The following is a 16,894-nucleotide window of genomic DNA, read 5'->3' as shown; positions in this document are numbered from 1 at the left end:
CCCCCACCTCGGGCCGCTCGCTGCGCCCACTGAGCGCTTGCCTCACTGCGCTGTGTAAGTCTGTATCGGAATTCCCATGAACCGCCGCCTGCTACCCCGTCTGCTGCTCACGCCAGCCATGGCCACGCTCTTCCTGTGGATGATCGTGCCGCTGGTGATGACGATCTACTTCTCGCTCATCCGCTACAACCTCATGCAGCCGGACCAGACGGGCTTTGCCGGGCTGGAGAACTTTGAGTATTTCGTCACCGACCCATCGTTTGGCACGGCGGTGGTCAACACCATCTTGCTGCTGGGTAGTGTGATCCTCATCACGGTGGTGTTCGGCATTGCGATTGCGCTGCTCATCAACGAGCCGTTTGCGGGCCGGGGCATCGTGCGGGTGCTGTTGATTTCGCCGTTTTTCGTCATGCCCACGGTGAACGCGCTGATGTGGAAGAACATGATGATGAATCCCATCTACGGCGTGCTCGCCCAGGTGTGGATGTTCTTTGGCGCACAGCCGGTGGACTGGCTCACGGACCACCCGTTGTTCTCGGTGATCGTCATGGTGTCGTGGCAATGGCTGCCGTTTGCCACGCTGATCTTCATGACCGCATTGCAGAGCATGAACCACGAACAGCTGGAAGCATCGCGCATGGACGGCGCCAACTACCTGCAGCAACTGCGCTACCTGTATGTGCCACACCTGGCGCGCTCGGTAGCCGTGGTGGTGATGATCGAACTCATCTTTTTGCTCAGCATCTTTGCCGAGATCTACACCACCACGGGTGGCGGGCCGGGCGATGCGAGCACCAACGTCACCTTCCTGATCTTCAAGCAGGCACTGCTCAACTTCGATGCGGGCGTTGCCTCGGCAGGGGCGCTGTTCGCAGTGCTGCTGGCCAATATCGCGGCGGTGTTTCTGATCCGCATGGTCGGCAAGAACCTTGACAAGTAAGACGGGGCAACGCTCATGACAACGACAAAACGACGCCGCTCCAACTTCCCGCTCGGCCTGCTGGCCCTGCGCACCGCCGCTGCCTGGGGCGTGGCCCTGCTGCTGTTTTTCCCGCTGGGTTGGCTGTTCCTCACGGCGTTCAAGACCGAGTTGCAGGCCATCGCCGTGCCGCCGCAGCTGTTCTTTGTCCCCACGCTCGAAAACTTCCACGAGGTGCAGGAGCGCAGCGACTACCTGCTGTACGCCAAGAATTCGGTCATCACCAGCGTGGTCTCTACCCTGGTGGGGCTCATGCTGGCTGCGCCTGCGGCCTACGCCATGGCCTTCTTCAAGGGCAAGTACACCAAGGACATCCTCATGTGGATGCTCTCGACCAAGATGATGCCCGCCGTGGGCGCGCTGGTACCCATTTATGTGCTGGCGCAAAAGAGCCACCTGCTCGATACGCAGCTCGCGCTCATCATCGTGTTCGCGCTGTCCAACCTGCCCATCATGGTCTGGATGCTGTATTCGCACTTCAAGGACATCCCGCGCGAGATTTTGGAAGCCGCGCGCATGGACGGCGCCACGTTGTGGCAAGAGGTGCGCCTGGTGCTGCTGCCGCTGGGCATGGGCGGCCTCGCGTCCACCGGCCTCTTGTGCCTGGTGCTGTCATGGAACGAGGCCTTCTGGAGCCTGAACCTCAGCGCCGCCAAGGCCGGCACGCTGGCCACACTGATCGCGTCGTACTCCAGCCCTGAGGGCCTGTTCTGGGCCAAGTTGTCCGCCGCCTCGCTGATGGCCATTGCGCCCATCGTGGTCTTTGGCTGGTTCAGCCAGAAGCAGCTGGTGCAGGGCCTGACGTTTGGCGCCGTGAAGTAACGCGCAGCTTTCCTATCCAACGCAATCAAGTTTTCAGGAACCCGATTCCATGGCCTACCTCCAACTGTGCGGCATCGAGAAATTCTTTGGTGAGCACCGCGCCATCAAGGGCATCGACCTCACCATCCAGCAAGGCGAGTTCATCGTCTTCGTCGGCCCCTCGGGCTGCGGCAAGTCCACGCTGCTGCGGCTGATCGCGGGGCTCGAAAACATCGACGGCGGCACCCTGATGCTGGACGGCCGCGACATCACCGACCAGCCCTCGAGCAAGCGCGACCTGGCCATGGTGTTCCAGAGCTATGCGCTGTACCCGCACATGAGCGTGTACGAGAACATGAGCTTTGCGCTCAAGCTCGCCAAGGTGGACAAGCAGGTGATCGACGAGAAGGTGCAGAACGCCGCGCGCATTCTCAACCTCACGCAGTACCTGCAGCGCACGCCCAAGGAGCTGTCGGGCGGGCAGCGCCAGCGCGTGGCCATCGGCCGCGCCATCGTGCGCGCGCCCAAGGTGTTTTTGTTCGACGAGCCGCTGTCCAACCTCGACGCGGCGCTGCGCGGCCAGACCCGGGTGGAGATCGCCAAGCTGCACCGCGACCTGGGCGCCACCACCATCTACGTCACGCACGATCAGGTCGAGGCCATGACGCTGGCCGATCGCGTGGTGGTGCTGCGCGATGGCGTCATCGAGCAGGTGGGCACGCCGCTGGAGCTGTACGACAAGCCTGCCAACCAGTTCGTGGCCCAGTTCATCGGCACGCCGCAGATGAATGTGGTGCCCTTGCCGCAGCTGCCATCGCCCGTGCAGCAGCAGGCACCCGCCGGGGCGGAGGGCGGTGCCATCGGCCTGCGCCCCGAGAACATCACGGTGCGCAACACCGGCGCGACGCCGGTGCCGGGCCAGGTGGACCTGGTGGAAGCACTGGGCGCAGAGACGCTGATCTACGTGAGCACGCCCAGCGGCGCGCAGTTTGTGGCGCGCCAGAACGACCGCACAGGCCTGCGCGCCGGCGATGCGGTGAGCCTGGACATCGACGCGTCGCACGCCCATTGGTTCGACCCGAACGGCCGCGTGGTGGCCCGCCAGACCGCATGACCGCCATGACTGCTTCCATGCCCCCCGGACGAGAACTTCAAGGCAAGGTGGCGGCCGTTACCGGCGCCGCATCGGGCATCGGGTTTGCCAGTGCAAAGGCCATGGCCGACGCTGGAGCGCACGTGGTACTTATCGACCGCGATGAAAAAGCGCTGGACAAGGCTTGCGCTGCCATCGGCGCCCAAGCGTCGCCGCTGGTGCTGGATTTGCTGGACACAAAGCAGTGTGCGAGCCTGCTTGCGCGCACGCTGGCCATTGCGGGACAACTCGACATCTTTCACGCCAATGCTGGGTTGTATGTGGGCGGCGACCTGGTGGATGCCGACCCCGACGCCATAGACCGCATGCTCAACCTGAACGTCAACGTGGTGATGAAGAACGTGCACAACGTGCTGCCCCACATGATCGAGCGCGGCACGGGCGACATCATCGTCACCAGCTCGCTGGCCGCGCATTTCCCCACGCCGTGGGAGCCCGTCTACGCCTCGTCCAAGTGGGCCGTCAACTGCTTCGTGCAGACCGTGCGCCGCCAGGTCTTCAAGCACGGCATCCGCGTGGGCTCCATCTCGCCCGGGCCCGTCATCACCTCGCTGCTGGCCGACTGGCCCGCGGAGAAGCTCGCCGAGGCCAAGGCCAGCGGCAGCCTCATCGAGGCGTCCGAAGTGGCCGACGTGGTGCTCTTCATGCTCACCCGCCCGCGCGGCATGACCATCCGCGACGTCGTGATGATGCCCACGAACTTTGATCTCTAGAAACCTGCAGTCACGCACCATGAATTTCATCCTGCACCTGGGCCTGGGCTCGTTCCACCGCGCCCACCAGGCCGTTTACGTTCACGCATTGCGCCAGCAGGGCGACACGGGTTGGGCCATCGCAGGCGGCAACCTGCGCCCTGACATGGCCGGCACCATCGCGGCGCTGCAAGCGCAGGATGGGCGCTACACGCTCGAAACCGTCACCCCCCAAGGCGAGCGCAGCTACACCGTCATCGAGTCGATCCAGCGCGTGATCCCCTACCAGGACGACCTGGCCCCGCTGATTGCCATGGGTGCCGACCCCGCCACGCGCATCATCAGCTTCACGGTGACCGAAGCGGGCTACTACCTGGATGCCCAGAACCAGCTCGATTGGCCCACGTTTGCCGACCTGCGCGCCGACCTGGCGGCCGTGAAGGCGGGCCAGGCAGGCCACACCATCTACGGCGGCCTGGTCAGCATCCTGCGCGCGCGCAGGGCAGCCGGTGCGGGCGCCGTGACGCTGATGAACTGCGACAACCTGCGCCACAACGGCGACCGCTCGCGCGGCGGGCTGCTGCAGTTCATCGAGGCGCTGGGCGATGCGCCACTCAAAGAGTGGGTAGAGCAGAACACCACCAGCCCCAACGCCATGGTGGACCGCATCACGCCGCGCCCCACGCCCGATGTGGCCGAGCGCGTGAAGGCCGCAACAGGTTGGGATGACAAGGCCGCACTCATGGGTGAAAGCTTTATCCAGTGGGTCATTGAAGACGACTTCATCGCAGGCCGCCCCGCGTGGGAAACGGTCGGCGTCGAGATGGTGCAGTCGGTGCAGGCGCACGAAGAGGCCAAGATCCGCCTGCTCAATGCCACCCACAGCTGCATTGCCTGGGCGGGCACGCTGGCGGGTTACCAGTACATCCACGAAGGCACACACGACGCGGCCATTCGCCAGATGGCCTACGACTACGTCACCGACGACGCGATCCCGGTGCTCCACACCCCAGAGCAGCCTTGCCCCATCAACCTGGAGCAGTACCGCGACGTGGTGCTGGACCGCTTCGGCAATCCTGCCATCGCCGACACCAACCAGCGCGTGGCCATGGATGCGTTCTCCAAGATCCCCGGCATGATTGCGCCCACTATCCGCGACAAGCTCGCGCGCAACGCGTCGTTCGACAGCGTGGCCATGCTGCCCGCGCTGTTCCTGGCCTACCTGCAGCGCTGGCACGCGGGGCAGATCCCCTACAGCTACCAGGACCAGGCCATGGACCCTGCAGTGGCCCATGCCATCTGCGATGCCGCTGACCCCGTGGCGGCCTTTGCGGCCGACACGACCTTGTGGGGCGAGATGGCCGGCCACCCCCGACTCGTAGACGCGTTGCGCAAAGCCTATGCCCGCGTGTTGGCTTTTGTGGCAGAGCGGACAGGCGCCTGATGCTGGTGTAATTTGAGCCCACTACCGCCATGACCGTGAAGATGCCCATCGCCCCGCGCCAGACCAAGCCCGAGCTGGAGCATGACTATGTGCGCTCGCCCGCGTTGGGCTACGAGTCGCCCGAGACGGCGGGCTTCATCCGTTGTTTGTCGCACGGGTTTCCCACGCCGCTGGCGCGCTGGCATTACCACGACGAGTACGAGCTGCACCTGATCACGGCCACTTCTGGCAAGGTCTTTGTGGGGGACTGGATCGGTCAGTTCCAGCCCGGCCACCTGGTGCTGACCGGGCCGCGCCTGCCGCACAACTGGATCAGCATGGACCTGCCCGAAGGCGGCGTGCCGCTGCGCGACCTGGTGATCCAGTTCTCGCACGCGCCGCTGGTGGCCAGCAGCGAGACCATCCCCGAGCTGCGCGAGGTGCTGCCTCTGCTGGAGCGCGCGCGCCACGGTGTGGAGTTCTTTGGCATGGAAGCGCAGGCGCAAGAGCATTGGCACCGCATCAAGGCGCGCCAGGGGCTCGCCCGGTTCGGCGCTTTCTGTGAGTTCATGAGCGACCTGGCGCGCTGCACCGACTTTCGCCTGCTGTCGAGCACGCAGCTGCAAAGCGAGGACAACGATACCCAGCTCGACCAGATCAACGCCATCGTGAGCCGCATCACCGACCACCTGGCCGACCCGCTATCGGCGGCCGACCTGGCGCAAGAGCTGGGCATGACGGAGAGCCGCTTTTCGCGCTTCTTCCGCCGCGCCACGGGCAATACCTTCACCGACTTCGTGAACCTGGTGCGCGTGAACCGTGCGTGCCAGCTGCTGATGGAGACCGAGCGCTACATCACCCACATTGCGTATGACGTGGGCTTCAACAACATGGCCAACTTCAACCGCCGCTTTCTGGACATCAAGGGCATGACGCCCAGCGAGTACCGCAAGCAGGGCGCGGGAAGGTTTGGAAAGACTTCCTGATCCCCGGCCGGATCTGCACCCTGAGAGGGGGGAGGCCCTTGTTGCGTGACCCCTTCACGCAACCCGCCAAAGGCAAAGGCCAGGCCATGGCTTTCACTGTGAATCACTGACATCTGTCCATCACCCATGTACCTCGGAATCGATTTAGGCACCTCGGGTGTCAAGCTCCTGCTGCTGGACGATGCGCACACTGTGGTCGCTACGGCAGATGCCGCCGTGCCTCAACTGCGCCCCCAGCCCACCTGGAGCGAGCAGCACCCCGTTGACTGGCGGGCGGCAGTGGAGTCCGCCGTGGCGCAGTTGCGCGCGCAGGCTCCCGCAGCGTGGGCGCAGGTGCGGGGCATCGGCCTCTCGGGCCATATGCATGGCGCGGTGGTACTGGACGCGCAGGGCCAGGTGCTGCGCCCGGCCATCTTGTGGAACGACGGCCGCGCCAGCGCCGAATGTGCGCAGCTGGAGTCGGCTGTGCCCACCTCGCGCCAGATCACCGGCAATCTCGCCATGCCCGGCTTCACCGCGCCCAAGTTGCTGTGGCTGCGCACGCACGAGCCCGCCGTGTTCGACCAGATCCGCACCGTGCTGCTGCCCAAGGACTGGCTGCGCCTGCAGCTCACGGGCGATGCGGTGAGCGACATGTCCGACGCATCGGGCACGCTGTGGCTGGACGTGCAGGCGCGCGCCTGGAGCCCGGCCATGCTGCAGGCCTGTGGGCTCGATGTTTCGCACATGCCGACGCTGGCCGAGGGCAGTGCGCCCACTGGCACACTGCGCAGCGATGTGGCACGCCGCTGGGGGCTCCGTGACAGCATCGTCGTCGCTGCTGGCGCAGGCGACAACGCCGCCAGTGCCGTGGGCGTGGGCGCCCGCATTGCGGGGCAGGGCTTTGTGTCGCTAGGCACCTCGGGTGTGGTCTTTCGCGTGACGGACGCTTTTGCGCCTGCCACCGAGCGCGCCGTGCATGCCTTTGCCCATGCGCTGCCGCAGCGCTGGCACCACATGTCCGTCATGCTCAGTGCAGCGAGTGCGTTTGGCTGGGTTACCCGGCTGACGGGGCGTGGCGACGAGGCGCAACTGTCCGACGCCGTGGGTGCCCTCAGCGCCACCCGCCAGGCGCAGGCGCCGCTGTTTTTGCCGTACCTGAGTGGCGAGCGCACACCGCACAACAACGCGGCTGCCACCGGCGTGTTCATGGGCCTGCGGGCCGAGCACGAAGCGGCGGACCTGGCCTATGCCGTGATGGAAGGCGTGGGCTTTGGCCTGCTCGATGGCCTCAACGCCATGCTCGCCGCAGGGCCGGGGAAGGGTAGTGACACAGGTCGGAGTGATGCGCCCCTGGCGCTCGTCGGGGGTGGCGCACGCAGCAACCCTTGGGCGCAGCTGCTGGCCAGCGCGCTGGGCACCCCACTGCAGCGCCCGCAGGGTGCACACGCTGCCGCAGCCCTAGGCGCCGCGCGCCTGGCCGCCATGGCCTGCGGTGGTGACGAAGCCCATTGGTGCCAGCCCCTGCCCGCTGACGCCACCTTCATGCCACAGCCCGCACAACAAACCCAGCTGGCCGAACGTTATGCCCGCTTTGTCGCGCTCTACCCCGCGCTGCAATCGCAGTTCTGACGCACTGTCTGCTTCCTTCCAAACGTCCATGACTTCCGCATCCACGATTTCCAACGGCACAGCGCCCATCCACGCCGCCATTGCCGGCGAGGCCCTCATCGACCTGATCCGCCGCCCCGATGGCAGCTACCTGCCGTGCCTGGGCGGCGCGCTCTACAACCTGTGCCGTGCGCTGGCCCGCCAAGGCGTGGGCACCCAGTACCTCAACCCCCTGTCGCGCGACCGTTTTGGCCGCGAGCTGGCGGCCCAATTCATGGACGATGGCGTGGTGCTGGCACAGCCCGAGCCCGTGCTGCAGGTCACCTCACTGGCCGTGGTCAACCTCGACGCACATGGCCACCCCGACTACGCCTTCTACCGCGAAGGCGTGGCCGACCGTGCCGTGTCTGCCGCAGGTCTGGGCGATAGCTGCGCCGCCTTGCCCGCGCTGCAGTTGGTGTGCACCGGCGCGCTGGCGCTCGACGCGCGTGACACTGCCATCTACCTGCCGTGGCTGGCCGCTCAGCGCGCCGCAGGCCGCTGTGTGGTGGTCGACGCCAATCTGCGCCCCTCCGTCATGCCCGACCTGGCGGCCTACCGCACCACGGTGCACGCCGCGCTGGCCTACGCCCACATCATCAAGGCCAGCGACGAAGACCTGGAGCATCTGGCCGTGCCTGGTGTGGCTACCCTGGCCCGCGCACAGCACCTGCTGGCCGCCAACCCGCAGGCCCACCTGCTGGCGCTCACGCTGGGCGCGGAAGGCGCCTGGCTGCTGCACCGCAACGGCGTGCAGTGTTTTGCCAAAGAGGCCCAGCCGCTGCCAGTGGTGGACACCGTGGGCGCGGGCGACAGCTTTCTGGCAGGGCTGCTGGCGCATTTGCTGCGGCAGGCGCAGGCCGCGGGTGGTGCGAGCTTTGTGCGGTTTGTCGAAACGCTGACGGCCGATGCCTGCCAGCAGGCGCTGCGCCATGCGCTGGCCAGCGCCAGTTTGTGCGTGATGGAGCAAGGCTGCGTGCCGCCGGGCTGGGAGGCTGCCCGCGCATGGAGCCAGCAGCATCCCGCAGCCCAAGACCCACGCTGACATGGGGGTTCGGTCACCGTCTCTGGAGTGGCAGGCCGTCTATCATTTGCCGTCGCTGATTTGCGGAGGATGCCGATGACGGAGTTTCTGGTTGCGATGCTGTGGTCAGTGGTTGAAGTGCTGATCGTCTTCACGGGTGCTCAGGTGGTGCGGGTGGTCGGCCTGGGCCGCTGGCGCTCTGAGCGCTGGGGCAGCAACGAAGCGCGGACCTGGAGTGCAGCGGGCGCACTGTCGTTCCGGCATGAAGGACAACGTGTGGTGACGACCAACGGCCTGATATTCGTGGGCTTGTTGTTCTATGGGGTGCTCGCTGTGCTGGCTGTCGCGCTTGCAGGGCTGGTTTCGGCGTGATTGCGGTTAGCGCAGTGCCCCAGGACACACGGATCATCCCTGTGGGCCCCGATGCCGCAGAAGCCGCCTGCACGGTCATCCGCCAATCCATCACCCGCTGCTGTGCGCTGGACCACGGCCATGACCCCACCATACTGATGGCCTGGCTGGCCAACAAGACGCCCGAGAACCTGTCTGCGTGGATCTCCGCGCCGGGCGCTGCAGCATGGGGGGCATACCGAGGCGACACGATGGTGGGCTTTGCGCTGCTGGCGCGGCCCACGCTGGCGCTTTGCTATGTGGTGCCAGAGGCCTTGCACAAAGGGGTGGGGCGGGGCCTGCTGCAGCACGTGGAGGCCCATGCACGCGAGGTGGGGCTCGAAGCTTTGGGGTTGGAGAGCACGCGCACTGCGGAGGCCTTTTATCGTCGCCATGGCTATGTGCCGCATGGAGCCGTGCAAACCTGGGCGGGGCTACAGGCACAGCCAATGCGCAAGGTGTTGTGACTTCACCTTTTCGGCGGCGGCGTCACCCCTCAGGTCAGGGACGGGAGAGCGAATGTTCTAGTAAAAATGGCCTCTGGCGCGCAATTTATATGCGCTGAAAGCTCTCATTTTTATAGCGATAGGTGCTTCCTGCCCTGCCGCAGCTCACACGTCGGTACGCACCCGGTGGCCCTGGTTGTCGCTCATTTCCAGAATCCACCACTGCGCCCCCGTGTTCTTGTCGATGAAGCGCATGTGCGAAGCGATGTTGGCCAGCGTGGGGGTGTCGAGGCGGAGCAGGCGCTGCACATAGTCCACCAGGTCGTCGGCCGCGTGGGTGAACTCAAAACCATCGTGGTCGAACTCGAACACCTGGCCGGCGCACTCGCCATCGGTCGCCATCAGGATGTAGTTGCCCGAATGGGGTGTCTCGCCAATCACTTGGCAGTGTTCGATCCAGTCGGGCAGGATCTCTTCGCGTTCTTCGTCGCTCAGGTGTTCCGTCCAGCCCTCAAACGCCTCTTGCAGCGTGGGCCATTCAGCGGGCGGGGCGATGTAGCGGGCGGCGTCGCCCGAGTCGGCATCGTGGTACAGCAGCACGCCGCCGAACGTGGCGTAGAAAGCGGCGAGCTGGCCCACACCGGGCAGGGGGGCATCCAGCGCAGCGGGGGGCTGGATGTGGTGCTGAAAATTCACCGTTTTGGTCTCTTGCGGCTTGTTGATGCGCTCACAGGAGAACGTGCCTTTGTGTTCGGCGATGGCGCGGTGCAGATCAGGCAGTGTCATGGGCAGACCTTGGGTGGCTGTCAAAGTTCTTGTGCGTACACGATGAAACCATGGTGCTTGGCCAGCTTGTCGTACAGCTGGCGCCCCGCGGCATTGGTCTCGTGGGTTTGCCAGTACACGCGGGACGATTGGGCGGCGCGCGCTGCGCCGTACACCGCTTCGATCAGCGCCCGTCCCACGCCCCGGCCGCGCGCGGCTTCGCGGGTGAACAGGTCGCTGAGGTAGCACACGGGCTCGATGCGCGTCATGCTGCGGTGAAACACATAGTGCGTGAGGCCCAGCAGCTCGCCGCTGGCATAGTCCTGCGCCACCAGGCAGAACATGGGCTCTGCCGCGTCATGAAACCGCTGCCAGGTGGCTTGCGTGATGTGCTCCGGCAGCGCGGTGGCGCCAAAGCGGCCATAGAACGCGTTGTAGCCATCCCAGAGCGGGCGCCAGGCGGCGTAGTCTTCAGGTTGAACCGGGCGCACAGTCATGGCAGCGGTCATGGGTCAGCTTTCTGTGGGTTTACTGCAGCACGCGCTTCGGGTTCATGATGCCCTGCGGGTCCAGCGCCTGCTTGATGGCGCGCATCATGCCAAGCGCCACGGGCGACTGGTACTTGGCGAGCTTGTCGGCCTTGAGTTCGCCGATGCCATGCTCGGCCGAGAACGAGCCGCCAAACTCGGCCACGGCCTCGTACACCAGGTGGTTCACATGCGCCTCGTGCTCGCGCAGGAAGGCCTTGGCATCACCCTCGGCGGGCGCCTGCACGTTGTAGTGCAGGTTGCCGTCGCCCAGGTGGCCGAAGTTGACCAGGCGCACGCCGGGGATCTCGCGCTGCAGCACCGCGTCGGTGTGGGCCACAAAGGCGGGGATGCGCGAAATCTGCACCGAGATGTCGTGCTTGATGTTCAGGCCCTCTTCGGCCTGGGCGAGCGGAATGCTCTCGCGGATGTGCCACAGCTGGTGCGCCTGGGTGAGGTTCTCGGCCACCACGGCGTCGGTCACGCAGCCCATTTCAAACGCGGTCTCCAGCAGCGATTCAAACCGTGCACGCGCGTGTTCTTCGGATTCGCTGTCGGAGTTTTCGAGCAGCACACACCAGGGCGCGTTGTCGTCGCCCAGAAAGGGCACGCGCAGCTGCGGCATGTGTTTGCCCACCAGGCTCAGCGCAAACTTGCCCATCACCTCAAAGCCCGTGAGGCCCGCGCCCAGCTGCTTGTGCGCCAGGCCCAGCAGCGCCACGGCGTGCTCCATGGATGGCACGGCGGCCCAGGCGGTGAGGCGTGCGGCGGGCTCAGGGTAGAGCTTCATCGTCGCGGCGGTGATGATGCCCAGCGTGCCTTCGCTGCCGATGAACAGGTCGCGCAGGTCGTAGCCGGTGTTGTCCTTGCGCAGGCCCTTGAGGCCGTCCCACACCTCGCCCTGCGGCGTGACCACTTCGAGGCCCAGGCACAGGTCGCGCGCATTGCCGTAGCGCACCACCTGCGTGCCGCCTGCATTGGTGCCCAGGTTGCCGCCAATGGTGCAGCTGCCCTCGGCAGCGAGGCTCAGAGGGAAGAGCACGCCGGCCTTCTCGGCCACGTCCTGCAGGTTCTGCAGGATGCAGCCCGCTTCTACCGTCATGGTCAGGTTGTCGGTGTCCACGCTGCGCACCGCGTTCATGCGCGTGAGGCTCAGCACGATCTGTGTGCCGCTGTCATCGGGCGTCGAGCCCACGGCCAGACCGGTGTTGCCGCCTTGCGGAACGATCGCGGTGCCCGCTGCCGCACAGGCCTTGACCACAGCGGCCACCTCATGCGTATTGGCAGGGCGCACCACGGCCAGGGCCTTGCCGCGCACGCGGCGGCGCCAGTCCTGTTCCCAGGCGGTGAGGTCGCCTTCGTTGAGTACATGGGCGGGGCCGACGATGGTGCGCAGGGTGTCGAGCAAGGTGGTCATGGGTGAAGCGACGGGTTCAGTGGGTTGATCGGGTAGCGGAGGGCTGCGCCATGGGCATCAGGGGGCGGGTGGCGCTGCGCTGGCTTCCGCCGCAGCGGCGGCTGCCTTGGCGTTGCGCTGGCGCACGCGCACATGCAGCGTGCAGGCGGTGAACAGCACGAGGCACAAGGCCACTTCGCCCCAGGCCAGCCATTGCGATGGGGGCTTGTCGCCCCAGCCGCGCACCACGCCTTCGGTGAAGTACAGCCAGATCACCAGGCTGACCCAGCGGTAGGTGTACATGCGGTTTTTCAGGATGCCTGCCAGCGGGATGCACAGCGGCAGGGCCTTGATCGCCAGCCAGGTGCCGCCGGGGCGCAAGGGGGCCAGTACCAGCTCCCAGGCCAGGCACAGAACAATCAGGGCGAGCAGGCTGCCGGTGGCAAGCCAGCGGGTGGCAGCAACACCGCTGTCGGACGGTGGGAGAGGGATGGCGGGGGAGGCAGTCATTGGGGTGGCATCATATCGGCCATGCCTCTTTCCATACAGACAGTAGCGTCACGCACCGAGGCGTTGATCAATGAGCTGTCGCACTTCCCATGGAAGACCACGGCCCAGACGCTGCGTGAGCGCTTTCGTGAGGACCACCTGGGCCTCACGGCCAGCAGCCTCACCTTCACCACCATCCTGGCGCTGGTGCCGTTCTTCACCGTGGCGCTGGCGGTGTTCACCGCATTTCCCATCTTCGGCAAGCTGCAGGATGCGCTCCAGGGCTGGCTGGTCAGCAGCCTGGTGCCCGACAGCATCTCGCGGCAGGTGCTGGGCTACCTCACGCAGTTTGCGGCCAAGGCCAGCAGCCTGGGGGTGGCGGGGTTCAGCATCCTGCTGGCCACGGCGCTGGCACTGATCCTGACCATCGACCGCACGCTCAACGACATCTGGCGCGTGCAGCGCCTGCGGCCGCTGGGCCAGCGGGTGCTGATCTACTGGGCGGCCATCACGCTCGGCCCGTTGCTGATGGGCGCGAGCCTGGCCCTCACTTCGTATGTGATGTCGGCCTCGGGCGGGCTGGTCAAGCGCCTGCCGGACGGCGTGCAGTTGCTGTTCGATTCGATCCAGTTTGTGGTGCTGGCGGGCGGCATGGCGTCGCTGTACCACTATGTGCCCAACACGCCGGTGAAATGGCGGCACGCCTGGACGGGCGGCTTTTTTGTGGCGGTGTGCATCGAGCTGGCCAAGAAGGTGCTGGCGGTGTACCTGGGCAAGGTGCCCACCTACTCGGTGGTGTACGGCGCGTTTGCCACGCTGCCCATCTTGCTGGTCTGGATCTATGTGGCCTGGGTCATCGTGCTGCTGGGTGCTGTGGTGACCGCGTACCTGCCCAGCCTGCTGGCGGGGGTGGCGCGGCGCGGCACGGTGGCGGGCTGGACGTTCCAGCTGGCGGTGGAGGTGCTGCAGGCGCTGCACCGTGCGCGCCAGCAGCCCATCAAGGGCCTGCGCCCCAGCCAGCTGGCCCAGTTGCTGCGGGTCGATGGATTGCAGCTGGAGCCGGTGCTGGAAGCCCTGACCGCGCTGGACTGGGTTGGACAGGTGGCCGATGCTGCGGTGAGTGCGGCCGACGTGCCCGAGTCCCGCTATGTGCTGCTGGCCGACCCGGAAAGCACCTTGCTTGCGCCCCTGGTGCAGCGCTTGCTGCTGCAGCGCGTGGACAGCCTGGGGCCGCTGTGGGTCAACGCCAGACTCGAAAGCTTGCGCATGGCGGATGTGTTGCAGGCGCGTTGACCGGTGTGAATGACTGCCTTCAAATAGCGGCTCATTGCTATACAAATAAGAGCTAATGAGGCATGTTGCACTAGCGCTTCCAGCCTCTGGGGCTCCAAGTCATCTCACAGGGGCACTTTACCCGTCCAGATGTCCTTGTACATGACCCAGTCGCCCATGAAGCTGTACAGCGGGCGCTTGAAGCTGGCGGGCTTGTTCTTTTCAAAGCCGAAGTGCCCCACCCAGGCAAAGCCGTAGCCGCAGAGCAGGCCGTACAGCAGGTACTGGGGCTTGCCCGTGGCCACCAGCATGGCCAGGCAGACCAGCGTGAGCGTGGAGCCCACAAAATGCAGGCGGCGGCATGTGCGGTCGCTGTGTTCGCTCAGGTAAAACGGGTAGAAGTCCGCGAAGCGCTTGAAGGCCCGAGGGTCCGTGCTGGGCGCTGGTTGCGGGGTGGCAGTCTGGGTGGTCATGGCGTTGTCTCCGGGCGGCGTTGGGGCTCTGCCCGCGTTATACGCCGTGGCCCCGGTGCGCACCAGCGGGGCAGTGCGGGTGTGGTGTCGCCAACGGGTCTGCCGCTTTGAACGGGTTCTGAAGGCCCCGGCGGGCCTGCCAGCGCGCCGGGGTTTGGGAGTCACCGGGCCAGGAAGTCCCGGATTGCGGCCAGTGTCTCTTCAGGCGCCTCGGTCATCTGGTTGTGCCCCACGGGCAGATGGGCGGTCTGCACCTGCTTGCCCGCCGCCTGGGCGGCCTTGACGAGTCCCTGTGCGGCCTTGGGCGCCGTCATCTGGTCCTGGCTGCCCAGCGCAAACAGCACGGGGCAGGTCAGTTGCGCCATGGCCGCTTCGCCACCGGCATAGCTGTCACAGGCCACAAATCCCCGGTGGAACACGTTGACTGCCGTATTGCTGCGCAGCACCTTGCGCCCCAGCGCCATGCCTGCACCAAATACCCAGGTGCCCGGGCCCAGGGCCGACGGGGGCGCAGACAGGGTGCTGCGGGAAAACACATTGACCATGCGCATCGCCTTCTCCGGGTCGGTCTGCGAGGCCTCGATGAGCGCGGGCGACACCTTCATCGGGAAGGCGGTGCCCACCAGCACCAGGTGGCTGATGCGGTCCTTCAGGCGCGCAGCGGCTTCCATGGCGATGAGGGAACCCCAGCTGTGGCCTACCAGCGCCGCGCGCTGCACGCCCGCGGCATCGAGCAGCGCGCCGATGAAGTCCGCGCCTTGCTCCACCGTGGCGGGGGCATCGCCGCCACTGCGGCAGTGGCCGGGCAGGTCGATGGCCAGAACGTTCCAGCCGTGGTTGGCCATGTAGCGGCTTTGCAGGGCCCACACGCTGTGGTCGTTGAGCACGCCATGGATGAACACTACGGTCGGTTTGGCGGCATCAAATGCCTTGCCGCCGGTGTAGCAGTAGATGGCGGCGCCGTTGACTTGGATGTGCATGGTCAGGCCTCCGCCTTTTCTGCGGCTTTGAGCGCGCGTTTCAGGTCGTCAATGAGGTCGTCGGCATCTTCGAGGCCGATGGACAGGCGGATCGTGCCCTGGCTGATGCCCGCGCCCGCCAGCGCTTCGTCGGTCATGCGGAAATGCGTGGTGCTGGCCGGGTGGATCACCAGGCTGCGGCAGTCGCCCACGTTGGCCAGGTGGCTGAAGACCTTGAGGGTTTCGATGAATTTCTTGCCCTGCTCGCGGTTGCCCTTGAGGTCAAAGCTGAACACCGAGCCCGCACCGCGTGGCAGCAGCTTTTGCGCCAAGGCATGGCTGGGGTGAGACTCCAGCAACGGGTGGCCCACGCGCGACACAAACGGCTGCGCAGCCAAAAATTCGACCACCTTCTCGGTGTTGCGCATGTGCTGTGCCATGCGCAGCGGCAGGGTCTCGATGCCTTGCAGGATGAGCCAGGCGGTGTGCGGGCTCATGCAGGCGCCAAAGTCGCGCAGGCCCTCGCGCCGCGCGCGCAGCAGAAAGGCGCCCACGGTGCTCTCTTCGGTGAACACCATGTTGTGAAAGCCATCGTAGGGCTGCGTCAGCTCGGCAAATTTGCCGGACGATTTGGGACCGTCCCAGTCAAAGCTGCCGCCATCCACCACAATGCCCCCCACGACCGTGCCGTGGCCCGAGAGGAATTTGGTGGCCGAGTGGTAGACCAGATCCGCTCCATGTTCAAAAGGCTTGATGAGCCAGGGCGAGGTCAGGGTGGAGTCCACCAGCAGCGGCACGCCCGCTTCATGGGCGATAGAGGATACGGTAGGGATGTCCAGCACATCCAGGCCGGGGTTGCCCACGGTCTCGCCAAAAAACAGCTTGGTGTTGGGGCGCACAGCGGCGCGCCAGCCGTCGATGTCGCCGGGTTTGACGAAGGTGGTCTCGATTCCGAAACGCGACAGCGTGTAGTGCAGCAGGTTCTGCGAACCGCCATACAGCGCCGTGCTGGCCACGATGTGGCTGCCCGCGCCCATCAACGTGGCAATCGCCAGGTGCAATGCCGCCTGGCCGCTGGCGGTAGCGATCGCGCCCACGCCGCCTTCCAGGGCGGCCACGCGCTGCTCCAGTACCGCACTGGTGGGGTTGCTGATGCGGCTGTACACATGGCCGCCGCGCTCCAGATTGAAGAGGGACGCGGCATGGTCGCTCGACTCGAAGACGAACGAGGTGGTCAGGTGGATGGGCACGGCGCGCGCGCCGGTGGCGGGGTCGGGGCTGGCGCCTGCGTGCAGCGCGAGCGTGTCAAAGCCGGGGTCGGAGTAACCGGGCATCTGTGTGTCTCCCATGTTGTCAATGCAGGCGGGCATTGTGGGCTATATTTGCTGACAAACAGCCTGCAGCACCTGGGCAACCCCAGCGGATGTGCTGGTGTGTGCGGGCCCACACATACTCTTTCCGATTCTTCCCGATCCCCCGGAGACTCCGCA

Annotated in this window: 18 protein-coding genes; 11 read left to right on the top strand and 7 right to left on the bottom strand. The window is 65.8% G+C overall.

All coding sequences use genetic code 11. The annotated features are described in order from the left end of the window. Nucleotides 1-76: 76 nt before the first annotated feature. The 10 genes from AC07X4_RS11745 (at nucleotide 77) to AC07X4_RS11700 (ending at nucleotide 9,544) form a co-directional block, all read left to right on the top strand. On the top strand, nucleotides 77-940 hold the full coding sequence (locus AC07X4_RS11745; RefSeq protein ID WP_069105336.1) for a carbohydrate ABC transporter permease: 864 nt from the start codon (nucleotides 77-79) through the stop codon (nucleotides 938-940). A gap of 15 nt (nucleotides 941-955) precedes the next feature. After that, complete coding sequence (locus AC07X4_RS11740) at nucleotides 956-1,801, top strand: carbohydrate ABC transporter permease (protein WP_056067136.1); 846 nt, start codon at nucleotides 956-958, stop codon at nucleotides 1,799-1,801. Nucleotides 1,802-1,850: 49 nt separating this feature from the next. After that, on the top strand, nucleotides 1,851-2,894 hold the full coding sequence (locus AC07X4_RS11735; protein ID WP_494740163.1) for an ABC transporter ATP-binding protein: 1,044 nt from the start codon (nucleotides 1,851-1,853) through the stop codon (nucleotides 2,892-2,894). Nucleotides 2,895-2,911: 17 nt separating this feature from the next. Continuing rightward, nucleotides 2,912-3,646, top strand: a complete 735-nt coding sequence (locus tag AC07X4_RS11730; protein ID WP_494740162.1) for an SDR family oxidoreductase — start codon at nucleotides 2,912-2,914, stop codon at nucleotides 3,644-3,646. A 19-nt stretch (nucleotides 3,647-3,665) separates the two neighbouring features. Beyond that, the gene (gene dalD, locus AC07X4_RS11725) at nucleotides 3,666-5,069 is read left to right on the top strand and encodes a D-arabinitol 4-dehydrogenase (RefSeq protein WP_494740161.1); all 1,404 of its coding nucleotides are present in this window, start codon (nucleotides 3,666-3,668) and stop codon (nucleotides 5,067-5,069) included. A gap of 29 nt (nucleotides 5,070-5,098) precedes the next feature. Continuing rightward, the gene (locus tag AC07X4_RS11720; RefSeq protein ID WP_056743668.1) at nucleotides 5,099-6,034 is read left to right on the top strand and encodes an AraC family transcriptional regulator; all 936 of its coding nucleotides are present in this window, start codon (nucleotides 5,099-5,101) and stop codon (nucleotides 6,032-6,034) included. Nucleotides 6,035-6,160: 126 nt separating this feature from the next. Beyond that, nucleotides 6,161-7,645, top strand: coding sequence for a xylulokinase (gene xylB, locus AC07X4_RS11715; RefSeq protein ID WP_494740160.1), 1,485 nt, complete (start codon nucleotides 6,161-6,163; stop codon nucleotides 7,643-7,645). 28 nt (nucleotides 7,646-7,673) lie between these two features. Beyond that, nucleotides 7,674-8,708 (top strand): PfkB family carbohydrate kinase, encoded by a 1,035-nt coding sequence (locus AC07X4_RS11710; protein ID WP_494740159.1) that lies wholly within the window; start codon nucleotides 7,674-7,676, stop codon nucleotides 8,706-8,708. 75 nt (nucleotides 8,709-8,783) lie between these two features. Continuing rightward, nucleotides 8,784-9,059, top strand: a complete 276-nt coding sequence (locus AC07X4_RS11705; protein ID WP_055402739.1) for a hypothetical protein — start codon at nucleotides 8,784-8,786, stop codon at nucleotides 9,057-9,059. Between the two features lie 14 nt (nucleotides 9,060-9,073). Beyond that, complete coding sequence (locus AC07X4_RS11700) at nucleotides 9,074-9,544, top strand: GNAT family N-acetyltransferase (RefSeq protein WP_494740158.1); 471 nt, start codon at nucleotides 9,074-9,076, stop codon at nucleotides 9,542-9,544. Nucleotides 9,545-9,688: 144 nt separating this feature from the next. Here AC07X4_RS11700 and AC07X4_RS11695 read toward each other — a convergent pair whose 3' ends face one another. Genes AC07X4_RS11695 through AC07X4_RS11680 form a run of 4 tightly spaced genes read right to left on the bottom strand, consistent with a single transcriptional unit; the run spans nucleotide 9,689 to nucleotide 12,721 of the window. Beyond that, on the bottom strand, nucleotides 9,689-10,309 hold the full coding sequence (locus tag AC07X4_RS11695) for an SMI1/KNR4 family protein (RefSeq protein WP_494740157.1): 621 nt from the start codon (nucleotides 10,307-10,309) through the stop codon (nucleotides 9,689-9,691). A gap of 20 nt (nucleotides 10,310-10,329) precedes the next feature. Continuing rightward, nucleotides 10,330-10,797 (bottom strand): GNAT family N-acetyltransferase, encoded by a 468-nt coding sequence (locus tag AC07X4_RS11690; protein WP_494740156.1) that lies wholly within the window; start codon nucleotides 10,795-10,797, stop codon nucleotides 10,330-10,332. Between the two features lie 19 nt (nucleotides 10,798-10,816). Further along, nucleotides 10,817-12,232 carry an FAD-binding oxidoreductase gene (locus AC07X4_RS11685; protein ID WP_494740155.1) on the bottom strand — a complete coding sequence of 472 codons (1,416 nt, stop codon included), beginning with the start codon at nucleotides 12,230-12,232 and terminating at the stop codon, nucleotides 10,817-10,819. Nucleotides 12,233-12,289: 57 nt separating this feature from the next. Further along, complete coding sequence (locus AC07X4_RS11680) at nucleotides 12,290-12,721, bottom strand: DUF2069 domain-containing protein (RefSeq protein WP_121943276.1); 432 nt, start codon at nucleotides 12,719-12,721, stop codon at nucleotides 12,290-12,292. Between the two features lie 21 nt (nucleotides 12,722-12,742). On the opposite strand from AC07X4_RS11680, the gene AC07X4_RS11675 reads away from it, so the two are divergent. Continuing rightward, nucleotides 12,743-13,993, top strand: coding sequence for a YihY family inner membrane protein (locus AC07X4_RS11675; RefSeq protein ID WP_494740154.1), 1,251 nt, complete (start codon nucleotides 12,743-12,745; stop codon nucleotides 13,991-13,993). Nucleotides 13,994-14,097: 104 nt separating this feature from the next. On the opposite strand, the gene AC07X4_RS11670 is transcribed toward AC07X4_RS11675, so the two are convergent. The 3 genes from AC07X4_RS11670 to AC07X4_RS11660 form a co-directional block, all read right to left on the bottom strand. After that, entirely contained in the window at nucleotides 14,098-14,445 is a 348-nt protein-coding gene (locus tag AC07X4_RS11670) for an Mpo1-like protein (RefSeq protein WP_494740153.1), read from the bottom strand. 161 nt (nucleotides 14,446-14,606) lie between these two features. Continuing rightward, nucleotides 14,607-15,425: an alpha/beta fold hydrolase gene (locus tag AC07X4_RS11665; protein WP_291433215.1), complete on the bottom strand. Its 819-nt coding sequence runs from the start codon at nucleotides 15,423-15,425 to the stop codon at nucleotides 14,607-14,609. A gap of 2 nt (nucleotides 15,426-15,427) precedes the next feature. Next, the gene (locus AC07X4_RS11660) at nucleotides 15,428-16,738 is read right to left on the bottom strand and encodes an O-acetylhomoserine aminocarboxypropyltransferase (RefSeq protein WP_494740152.1); all 1,311 of its coding nucleotides are present in this window, start codon (nucleotides 16,736-16,738) and stop codon (nucleotides 15,428-15,430) included. Nucleotides 16,739-16,894 lie beyond the last annotated feature (156 nt).

This window comes from Acidovorax sp. GW460-11-11-14-LB4, from assembly GCF_059423685.1.
Note: the sequence above shows the minus strand (reverse complement) of the source record. Positions and strands in the feature narration are given on the sequence as shown.